This window comes from Martinezella miluonensis (genome assembly GCF_900094545.1).
Classification (GTDB): Bacteria; Pseudomonadota; Alphaproteobacteria; order Rhizobiales; family Rhizobiaceae; genus Rhizobium; species Rhizobium miluonense.
Map to the genome: position 1 here is coordinate 98,056 of NZ_FMAH01000019.1, position 10,071 is coordinate 108,126.

At 58.6% G+C, this 10,071-nt stretch carries 12 protein-coding genes; 9 read left to right on the forward strand and 3 right to left on the reverse strand.

The window, feature by feature from the left end; translation table 11 throughout:
* On the reverse strand, nucleotides 1–468 hold the full coding sequence (locus tag GA0061102_RS16795; protein WP_034476732.1) for an Lrp/AsnC family transcriptional regulator: 468 nt from the start codon (nucleotides 466–468) through the stop codon (nucleotides 1–3).
* Nucleotides 469–706: 238 nt separating this feature from the next.
* Between GA0061102_RS16795 and trxB the strand changes: the two genes are divergently transcribed.
* The 5 genes from trxB (at nucleotide 707) to GA0061102_RS16820 (ending at nucleotide 5,694) form a co-directional block, all read left to right on the forward strand.
* Nucleotides 707–1,681, forward strand: a complete 975-nt coding sequence (gene trxB / locus GA0061102_RS16800; protein WP_092851045.1) for a thioredoxin-disulfide reductase — start codon at nucleotides 707–709, stop codon at nucleotides 1,679–1,681.
* Nucleotides 1,682–1,704: 23 nt separating this feature from the next.
* On the forward strand, nucleotides 1,705–2,601 hold the full coding sequence (locus tag GA0061102_RS16805) for a LysR family transcriptional regulator VtlR (RefSeq protein WP_004116399.1): 897 nt from the start codon (nucleotides 1,705–1,707) through the stop codon (nucleotides 2,599–2,601).
* A 565-nt stretch (nucleotides 2,602–3,166) separates the two neighbouring features.
* On the forward strand, nucleotides 3,167–3,460 hold the full coding sequence (locus GA0061102_RS16810) for an ArsR/SmtB family transcription factor (protein ID WP_092851100.1): 294 nt from the start codon (nucleotides 3,167–3,169) through the stop codon (nucleotides 3,458–3,460).
* Between the two features lie 126 nt (nucleotides 3,461–3,586).
* Nucleotides 3,587–4,699, forward strand: coding sequence for an alkene reductase (locus GA0061102_RS16815; protein ID WP_092851049.1), 1,113 nt, complete (start codon nucleotides 3,587–3,589; stop codon nucleotides 4,697–4,699).
* Between the two features lie 191 nt (nucleotides 4,700–4,890).
* The gene (locus GA0061102_RS16820) at nucleotides 4,891–5,694 is read left to right on the forward strand and encodes an aminoglycoside phosphotransferase family protein (protein WP_092851053.1); all 804 of its coding nucleotides are present in this window, start codon (nucleotides 4,891–4,893) and stop codon (nucleotides 5,692–5,694) included.
* Nucleotides 5,695–5,702: 8 nt separating this feature from the next.
* Here GA0061102_RS16820 and GA0061102_RS16825 read toward each other — a convergent pair whose 3' ends face one another.
* Entirely contained in the window at nucleotides 5,703–6,680 is a 978-nt protein-coding gene (locus GA0061102_RS16825; RefSeq protein ID WP_245298034.1) for an NAD-dependent epimerase/dehydratase family protein, read from the reverse strand.
* 92 nt (nucleotides 6,681–6,772) lie between these two features.
* On the opposite strand from GA0061102_RS16825, the gene GA0061102_RS16830 reads away from it, so the two are divergent.
* Together GA0061102_RS16830 and GA0061102_RS16835 are read left to right on the forward strand one after the other, a co-directional pair.
* Nucleotides 6,773–7,687, forward strand: a complete 915-nt coding sequence (locus GA0061102_RS16830; protein WP_092851059.1) for a LysR family transcriptional regulator — start codon at nucleotides 6,773–6,775, stop codon at nucleotides 7,685–7,687.
* Nucleotides 7,684–7,953: a GrpB family protein gene (locus GA0061102_RS16835; protein WP_092851063.1), complete on the forward strand. Its 270-nt coding sequence runs from the start codon at nucleotides 7,684–7,686 to the stop codon at nucleotides 7,951–7,953. The genes GA0061102_RS16830 and GA0061102_RS16835 overlap by 4 nt, the downstream gene beginning before the upstream one ends.
* 37 nt (nucleotides 7,954–7,990) lie before the next feature.
* Here the strand turns inward: GA0061102_RS16835 and GA0061102_RS16840 are convergent, their stop codons facing one another.
* Nucleotides 7,991–8,272 carry a DUF2188 domain-containing protein gene (locus GA0061102_RS16840; RefSeq protein ID WP_092851067.1) on the reverse strand — a complete coding sequence of 94 codons (282 nt, stop codon included), beginning with the start codon at nucleotides 8,270–8,272 and terminating at the stop codon, nucleotides 7,991–7,993.
* Between the two features lie 218 nt (nucleotides 8,273–8,490).
* Here GA0061102_RS16840 and GA0061102_RS16845 point away from each other — a divergent pair, with 218 nt between their 5' ends.
* Together GA0061102_RS16845 and GA0061102_RS16850 are read left to right on the forward strand one after the other, a co-directional pair.
* Nucleotides 8,491–9,603, forward strand: a complete 1,113-nt coding sequence (locus tag GA0061102_RS16845; protein ID WP_425348537.1) for a calcium:cation antiporter — start codon at nucleotides 8,491–8,493, stop codon at nucleotides 9,601–9,603.
* A gap of 170 nt (nucleotides 9,604–9,773) precedes the next feature.
* Nucleotides 9,774–10,071 (forward strand): transposase (locus GA0061102_RS16850; RefSeq protein WP_139115066.1); only part of this gene is annotated, 298 nt, incomplete at its 3' end.

The following is a 10,071-nucleotide window of genomic DNA, read 5'->3' on the forward strand; positions in this document are numbered from 1 at the left end:
CTAGAGCTCTACCAAACCCAGCTTCTTGACTTGTCGGATAGTCAACATCGTGCGCACCGTATCGACATGCTCGTTTGCCGTCAGAACCTCGATGACGAAATCCTGGAATCGGGTGAGGTTCTCTGCGACGCAGTGTAGCAGAAAATCGCTGTCGCCGGAGACCATCCATGCCTGCCGCACCAGCGGCCACGCCGCTGTCGCGCTGGCGAAAGCCTTGAGATTGGCTTCCGACTGGTGCTTGAGGCCGACCATGCAGAACGCCACGAGATCGAAGCCCAGCTTCGGGCTGTTCAACATGGCGTGATAGCCTTCGATGACGCCGGCTTCCTCAAGCTTGCGCACCCGGCGCAGGCATGGCGGCGCGGAAATGCCAACCCGATCCGCGAGTTCGACGTTGGTCATGCGTCCGTCCCGCTGGAGTTCCCGCAGAATCTTGATATCGATGGCATCGAGCTCAGCGCGAAGCACTTTCATCGCCTTTCTTTAATTCCCCCTCGCCAGCTTCTATATAAGGCACGAAAATTCGCAAGAAAGTTTCTCTTGGGTAACCGATTCTTACACAAAGCAGATTTGCTCTGTTAGTAATGCAAGGCTGCCCTTGAATAAATGCATAAGGCAATCATAAATGTAGCGGCGGATCGCGAAATCGCCTGCTTTGCGCGTTTGAAGCCACGGTTTCCCGTTCGCTGAATTGAAAGGACTGACTATGCCTGCCCGCCACACGAAGGTACTCATCATCGGCTCCGGCCCAGCCGGCTATACCGCCGCTGTTTATGCCGCGCGCGCGATGCTGCAGCCGGTTCTGATCGCCGGTATGGAACAGGGCGGCCAGTTGATGATCACGACGGATGTTGAAAACTATCCGGGCTTTGCCGATCCCATTCAGGGTCCATGGCTGATGGAGCAGATGCTGCAGCAGGCCCAGCATGTCGGGGCCGAGATCGTCAATGATCTCGTGACCGAAGTCGATACCAATCAGCGCCCCTTCGTCGCCCGCACCGACAGCGGCCAGGTCTGGACCGCCGATACGCTCATCATCGCCACCGGCGCCAAGGCGAAGTGGCTGGGCATCGAGAGCGAACAGCATTTTCAGGGCTTCGGCGTTTCCGCCTGCGCCACCTGCGACGGCTTCTTCTATCGCAACAAGGACGTGATCGTGGTCGGCGGCGGCAACAGCGCCGTTGAGGAAGCGCTCTATTTGTCTAATATCGCCAAGTCGGTGACCGTAGTGCATCGCCGCGATATCTTCCGCTCGGAAAAGATCCTGCAGGAACGCCTGTTCGCCAAGGCAAATGTCAAGGTTCTCTGGAACACCGAAGTTGCCGAGATCACCGGCACTCCGGCCAAGCCGCCAATGCCCCCGTCGGTCACGGGCGCTCGCCTGCGTGACGTGCGCACCGGCACCATCACGGACATGCCGATCGACGGTGTTTTCGTCGCCATCGGCCATGCGCCGGCGACCGAACTCTTCAAGGGCAAGTTGAAGCTCAAGGATAATGGCTATCTCTGGACCGCCGCCGATTCGACCGCGACCAGCGTCGACGGCATCTATGCTGCCGGCGATGTGACCGACGATACGTTCCGACAGGCGATCACGGCAGCGGGGATGGGCTGCATGGCGGCGCTTGAGGCGGAACGCTACTTGACCGGGCATATGCCCGTCGCCGTGGCTGCGGAGTGATGCAGCCGATGAGGGGAAGCGGCATGCCATTGGATTGGGACAAGCTGCGTATTTTTCACGCAGCTGCCGAAGCGGGCTCGTTCACGCATGCGGCGGATAAATTGCATCTATCCCAATCCGCCATCAGCCGACAGGTCAGCGCTCTCGAGCAGGATGTCGGCATCAAGCTTTTCCATCGCCATGCGCGCGGGCTGATCCTGACCGAACAGGGCGAGCTGCTTTATCGCACCGCCCATGACGTTCTGCTGAAGCTCGAAACGGTCAAGATGCAATTGACCGAAACGACCGACAAGCCGAGCGGCAAGCTACGCGTGACGACGACCGTCGGTCTCGGCCAGGGCTGGCTGACCGACAAGATCCAGGAATTCCTGCAGCTCTATCCGGATATGCAGATCCAGCTCATCCTCGACAACGAGGAGCTGGACGTGAACATGCGCCACGCAGACTGCGCCATTCGTCTGCGGCAGCCGCAGCAATCGGACCTGATCCAGCGCAAGCTCTTCACCGTGCATATGCACGTCTATGCGGCCCCCTCCTACATCAATCGCCATGGCGAGCCGCAATCGGTGGAGGATCTGGACGAGCATCGCATCATCAGCTTTGGTGAGCCGGCACCGAACTACCTGCTCGATGTCAATTGGCTTGAGATTGCCGGCAGGTCGTCCGACAACAAGCGCATACCGCATCTGCAGATCAACAGTCAGACCTCGATCAAGCGCGCCTGTTTGCTCGGCATCGGCATAGCAGTGTTGCCCGACTACATCGTCGGCCGCGACCCGGGACTCATCCAGCTTGCGATCAACGCGGACGTGCCGTCCTTCGACACGTATTTCTGCTACCCTGACGAGATGAAAAACGCAGCAAAGCTCAAGGTTTTTCGTGATTTCATTGTGGCGAAGGCCCGTAACTGGAACTTCTAGACAAAGATAAGCCACTGATAATAAACTGTTTTTGCGCCAAATATATCAGCCGCGCACATAATGCATAGCTGATATGCACAAAGCAGAGTTGAAGCCTGCCTATTTAACTACCATATCGCACTCAGCTGATGCACACGGTGGCTTTTCCTCCCAGTTCCACCGCATTGGCTGTTCCCCTCTGGAGGTTTTTAACCTTCATACCTATAGGGCCCTGGTTTACTCCGGCGGCCCTTTTTTTTGCCCTTTTTCAGCCAACCCTCCAAACGCATAACTGCCATGCACAAAAAAGCATTGCGCACTGCACAAATTAGCATCATAACGCACACAGCTGATGCACACGGTGGCTTTTCCTCCCAGTTCCACCGCATTGGCTGTTCCCCTCTGGAGGTTTTGACCTTCACACCTATAAGGGCCCTGGTTTATACCGGTGGCCCTCTTTTTTTGCCTATTTTCTAAGCACGCTTACTGTCTGTCATGCAGAAAATAATATTTTGCGCCGGTCTTGATATATCGAAAAACATCGATACATAAATCGCAATTATTCGATATTCATCCAGTGAAGATCATGGACAAGAGCGAAATCCTCAAAGCCCTGGCCCACCCGGCAAGGCTCGAAATCCTGAACCACCTCAAGGATCCGCAGACCCACTTCCCGACACAGGAACATCCGCTGGAGCTTGGCGTTTGTGCCAGTCAGTTCGAGCGCTGCGGCCTGTCGCAATCCACAGTGTCGGCCCATCTCAGCACGTTACACCGGGCCGGCCTGGTGACGACGAGGCGCCTGGGTCAGTGGATTTTCTACAAGCGCAACGAGGAGACCATCGCGGCATTCCTCGAAGCCATGCAGAAGGAACTCTGAACATGCCTCTTGCACGCCTCGTTCTCGCACTCAGCTCCTTCGCCACCTCACATCCCAAGGATGAGGCCCTCGCCTCCTCCTGATCCCTCTCCTCTCCTCCTCCCGCCCCCAAAGAAAGGACGAACCATGACCAAACTGTTCGAACCGACGAAGCTAGGCGACATCTCGCTTGCCAACCGCATCGTCATGGCACCGCTGACACGCAATCGCTCCCCGAATGCCGTGCCGAACGAGCTGAACGTCAAGTACTATGCTCAGCGCGCCACCGCCGGCCTGATCATTACGGAAGCGACCGCAATCACCCATCAGGGTCAGGGCTATGCCAACGTGCCGGGCCTTTACACCAAGGAAGCGCTCGACGGCTGGAGGAAGGTGACGGACGCCGTGCACGCCAATGGCGGCAAGATCGTCGTACAGATGTGGCATGTCGGCCGCATCTCTCACACCACTCTGCAGCCGAACGGCGGCAAGCCGGTATCCTCGACTTCCAAGCGCGCTGAGAATTCGAAGACCTATCTGGTCAACAGCGACGGCACCGGCGGCTTTGCAGACGTCTCCGAACCGCGCGCGCTCGAAACCTCGGAAATCCCCGGCATCGTCGAGGACTATCGCAAGGCCGCCCGCGCTGCGATCGACGCCGGCTTCGATGGCATCGAGATCCACGGCGCCAACGGCTACCTGCTCGATCAGTTCCTGCGCAGCGATGTCAATGATCGTACCGACCAGTATGGCGGCTCGATCGAAAATCGCGCCCGCTTTCTCTTCGAGGTGGTCGATGCCATTACCAAGGAAATCGGTGCGGGCCGCACGGCAATCCGCATTTCGCCGGTCACGCCATCCGGCGATGCCAGCGACGCAGCTCCGCAGCCGCTGTTCACCTATGTCGTCGAAGGCCTAGCGAAGTACGGCCTCGCCTATATCCATGTCGTCGAAGGCCAGACCGGCGGCAAGCGCGACTTCCTGCCCTTCGACTATGAAGCCCTGCATGCAGCCTATAAGGCCGCAGGCGGCAAGGCCGGCTGGATGGTGAACAACGCCTATACCCGCGAGATGGCGATCGAAGCCGTCGAAAGCGGCAAGGCCGATGTCGTCGCTTTCGGCAAGCCCTTCATCTCCAACCCGGATTTCGTCCGCCGCCTGGAGGAAGACGCGCCGCTGGCCCAATGGGATCAGGCAACGCTCTATGGCGGAGGCGCCAAGGGCTATGCCGATTATCCGACGCTGGACGAAGCTGCTTAAGCCCCTGCCGAGACGGATCTCGTCACCAGCCGCCATGCACCAGGCGCTGGCTGCAATGCCGACAAAAAAAGCCCCGCAACGAAATGTTGCGGGGTTTCTCTGTTCAGGTAGTTGAAAATCGGCAAGGCACAACCGAATTAACTGGCATATGCGCTTCAAGCGCCCATCCCGACCTGCAATAAAGCCGAAACATGTTTGATCCTTATGTCGACCGTTGGTCGCTGATGCCGGACGGTGACCCCATCATCACCCATTCCAGCCATCTGCTGCCCGTCCTCTGGCGAGGCAAAGCCGCCATGCTCAAGATCGCTTTGGATGTCGATGAGAAGTTCGGCAATCGAGTGTTGCGCTGGTGGGACGGCGACGGCACCGCTTTCGTCTACGAGCATGACGACGCTGCTGCCCTTATGGAGCGTGCGACCGGAGAAGGCGCGCTGCTCACCATGGCGATGGAAGGCGAGGACGACGAGGCAAGTCGGATCATGTGCCGCACAGCGGCGAGGCTGCATTCCCCGAGGGCGAAGCCGCTGCCATCGGATCTGGTGCCTCTGGATCGCTGGTTCCGGGAACTCGAACCGGCGGCCCGCATCCATGGCGGCATGCTTGCCGCCTGCTCGGAGGTCGCCCAGCACCTGCTCGCAGATCAGCGCGACCAGACCGTATTGCACGGCGATATCCACCACGAGAACATTCTCGACTTCGGCCCCCGCGGCTGGCTCGCCATCGATCCCAAGCGAGTCCATGGCGAGCGCGGCTTCGATTTCGCCAATATCTTCTGCAATCCCGAGCTGCCCACCGTCATCAAGCCGGGCCGCCTGCAGCGGCAATTGCCGATCGTCTGCGCTCAAGCAGGCCTTGAGCCGAAACGCCTGCTGCAATGGATCATCGCCTATGCTGGCCTTTCGGCAGCATGGTTTCTGAGCGACGGCGATACGAAGAATGCGGATTCCGATCTCACCGTCGCAGGCATTGCCTTTGCCGAACTCAATGCCTGACCAGCGGCTCATGCCGCCGGCAGGCAGCCGATTGCTGCAAGACTTGCCCTCACCGCCTCGTCCATCGGCGTATGCGGCTCCTCACCGAGTGCAGCCAGCAGCTTGTCGTTTCTCATTTCCAACGGCACGTCCCAAAGATAGCTCATCTCCCGCAGTTCGCGCATGAAGGGAACGAAGGGGGCTGCCAAAGGCACGATCCACCAGGGAAACGCCTTGACCTTGATCGAACGTCCGAGCGCGCGCCGCACGGCATCGATCATTCGGGTGCCATCTCCGTCCCAATGGCCGCGCATGTGATATGCGGCGAAGACCGGCAGTTCATCGCCTTTCTCGATCAGCCGGATCATCGTCTCGGCAACGTCAGGCAGATAAGCCCATTGATGGCCGACGCCACGCTTGCCGGGATAGGTCACCGAGCTGATCAACTTGCCCGGCGTCACCATGGCCTGCGAGAACCAGCTGTTGGCGCGGGAGTCGCCGAAGAAATCTCCGGCACGAACGATGATAACAGGCGTGCCATCCTGCTCCGCGGCCGCTTTCAGGCGCCGTTCCATCTGCACGCGGATGGCGCCTTTGCGGGTCTTCGGCCGCTGTGCGCTATCCTCGGTGACATTGGGAAAGACATCGGGGCCGAAATTATAGACCGTACCCGGCAGCACGATCCGCGCACCGACCGCCTTTGCCGCCGCGATCGTATTGTCCAGCATCGGCAAAACGAGCTGCCCCCAGTTGCGGTAGCCGGGCGGGTTGACCGCATGCACGATGACATCGGCTCCATCGGCTGCCTTCAGGACATCCTCGGCCTGCATGGCGTCGCCCTGGACCCAATCAAAGTAAGGCTGGCGGCGAGAGGCTTCGGCAGCATTACGCCCCAAAGCTCTAATGCGCCAGCCGCGAAGGGCAAGCCCCTGAGCAACGGCACCACCAATGCCGCCGGTCGCGCCGAGTATCAAAGCTGTTTTTGCATTTTCTGTCTGGTTGCTCATGGTCATCTCCATCGGGTTCGATGGACTGACTATGCCTAGCGATCTCGATAAACGAAATTGCCAAAAAATCTGCAGATGATATACATAAATGTATGGTATCATCATCTGAACCAAGTTGGGATTTCTACCGCACCTTTCTCGCCGTGCTCGAACACGGCTCACTGTCGGCGGCAGCCCGTGAACTCGGGCTGACGCAGCCGACGGTCGGCCGGCATATCGATGCATTGGAGGAATCTGTCGGGGCCGAACTGTTCACCCGTTCGCAACAGGGCCTATTGCCGACCGATGCCGCCCTCGTCCTGAAACCCTATGCGGAGACGCTGGCCAGCACGACCGCTGCCCTGCTGCGGGCGGCCTCCGGTTCGAAGGACAAGGTCAGCGGTACGGTGCGCATCAGTGCCAGTGAAGTCATCGGAACAGAAGTATTACCGCCGATCCTCGCTGACCTGCAGGCTAAATATCCCGAACTGGTCGTGGAATTATCGGCTTCGGATGCGGTGGAGGATCTGCTGCAGCGCGAGGCCGATATTGCCGTGCGCATGGTCGCGCCGGCGCAAGAAGCCTTGCTGGCCCGGCATATCGGCGTCATCTCACTCGGCCTCTTTGCCCATCGAAGCTACATCGCACGGCACGGCAAGCCGGAAACGGTCGAGCAACTGCGCCTGCATAAGCTGATCGGCTTCGATCGTCAGACGGCCTACATCAGAATGATGATGAAACGTTACCCGTTCCTCGACGGCGTCCGTCTCAGCTTTCGCTCCGATCACAGCACCGCCCTGCAGAATGCCCTGCGCGCAGGCATCGGCATCGGCTTCTATCAAACGCCTTTGGCGAGACGCGACGCAAACCTCGTACACCTGCTGCCCGAAGTCGAGGTAGCGATCGACACTTGGGTCGTCATGCACGAGAACCTCAAGACGTCTCCGCGTTGCCGCGTGACGTTCGACGCTCTCGTTACGGGATTGCTGGACTATGTCAGGGGAAGCGAAACGGAGGATCAATCATGATCGCTGGAGCGGCGGAGCCGGTGCCGCATAACACAAGCTGGCCCGTGGACTTCGAGCGCATCCGCGAAAAACTTGCACAATTGCCCACGCCCTACCTCATGACGATAGATCATATCAGCAGAACACCCCTTCCCGGCCTAGCCGAGAAGCGTCACTTCATCGACGCGATCATCGAAAAGACAATCGGCCGCGGCGGGCCTAAAACATGCCACGCAAAAGCGTGCGGTGGCTTTGCGACAACGGCAGGCAAGAGATCAAAGACCTGAGCGCGCAAGACGCGAGTCCAAACGATCGCGACGCGCTTCAGGCGCCGGGAGCCGTGTCGATCGGTGGGAAATGCACCTGACCGTCGATGACTTCCGTTTCCGGTCGGTCGCCGCCATCGGCATATTCCTCATGCCATTTGCCGCTCTCGTCCTGCCAGCTGATTTCGGCCGAGTCGCCTTCAACCTGCTGTTCGGCCGCCACGATTCTGGCTGCCTCCACCGCCTCGGAATGTGTCGGAAACGCTTCCGAATAAACATCACGGAAACGATAAGCCCATCCACCGTCATGCGGCACGATTTCGTAAACGACCTTGACCATTCAAACCTCCTTCTCATCTGCCAAGACCTTTGGGTCCGGATGTTACCGGCAAGGTCGCGTGCATCTGAGACGGATTTCGAGTATGCCGCGACGTTTGTGGGTTGGGCAGACACCTATTCACGCAGTATTCCATTAAACGACACAGACTGCAAATCGTGCTCTGCCATTGCACGCTTGATGTGCGAAATCATTGATTTAGAGTGCAACCGTGAATCGGCATGAAGGTGGGGAAAGTGATTACGGCAAACTGGTTCAGGCAGGAAAAAGCCCTCTTGGTGGCAGTGGCGATTGCGGTCGTTACCTATGCTGGCGAGCATTCCATACTGGAAATGGGACAGGCGGCATCGATGGCCGCGGCAGCGGCATTGATCGCAACGATTGTATTGGTCTCCATGCGCGTTGCTCACCATGCAGAGACGCTTGCTGTGAAAGTCGGAGACCCCTACGGCACGATGATCCTGACCCTCTCGGCCGTCGCCGTGGAAGTCATCATCCTTGCCATCATGATGAGCGGCGAGAGCTCGCCGACGCTCGTACGCGACACGATCTACGCTGCTGTCATGCTCGATATCAACGGCATCCTCGGCCTCGCCGCGCTTCTCGGCGGGCTGAAGCATGGCGAACAGCCCTATAACGACGATTCCAGCAGGACCTACGGCGTGATGATCCTAACCGCCATGGGCATCTCGATGATCGTGCCGGAATTCATTCCCAGCGTGAAATGGCACTATTATTCCGCCTTCACCATCTTCGCGATGATCGCGCTCTACGCGCTGTTCCTGCGCATGCAGGTGGGCAGGCACAGCTATTTCTTCAGCTACAGCTATCCGCGCACGGAAAAGAAGCTCTCGGCATCCGAGGAACATCACGCGGAAGAGCCCACCACGACATCGATCGCGACGATCCTGATCGGCGTCGTCCTGATCGGCGTGCTGGCGGAATTCATGTCCGCTTTCATGGATACCGGCCTGAGAGGCACGGGCGCGCCGCCCGCCATCGCCGCAATCGTCGTGGCCGCCATCTCCGCAGCACCGGAAATTCTGACGGCCTTGCGCGCCGCGCTCAGAAACCGCATGCAGGCGACGGTGAACATCGCCTTGGGCGCCTCACTATCGACAGTCATTCTGACCGTGCCCGTCATGGAGGCGATCGCGCTCTATACCGGCCAACCCTTCATGATGGCTATGTCGCCGGTGCAGACCGTTATGGTGATGATCACGCTGATAGTCGCCGCCATCAACCTCAACGACGGCGAAACCAACGCCATCGAAGGCATGACCCATTTCATTCTCTTTGCCACCTTCATCATGCTGACGGTGCTCGGCCTTTGATTCCAATTTCAAGGACCTACGCCGACAGGCGGACTCAAATTGCGAAGCGCTTGAATCAGTTGATGAGCTTGAAGCCTGCAGTCTGAATGCAAAAAAGCCCGCCATTTCTGGCGGGCTCAGACTGCTGACAAACCTCTGGCTTTGGCCGGAGGTTTTTGATTCAATGGGACATGTTGAAGAAACCTGCTGCCGAACAGACGGCTCTCGAGATGGTGACGCTCGACAGCCTGGTGCCGAAAGATCATCTGCTTCGCAAGATCGATGCGGTGATCGACTTTACTTTCATCCATGATCGCGTTGCGGGATTGTATTGCGCCGACAACGGCCGGCCGCCGCTCGATCCGACATTGATGTTCAAGGCGCTGTTCATCGGTTATCTTTTCGGCATCCGCTCGGAACGTCAGCTGGTGCGCGAGATCGAGGTCAATGTCGCCTATCGTTGGTTTCTTCGGATGAAGCTGACGGATG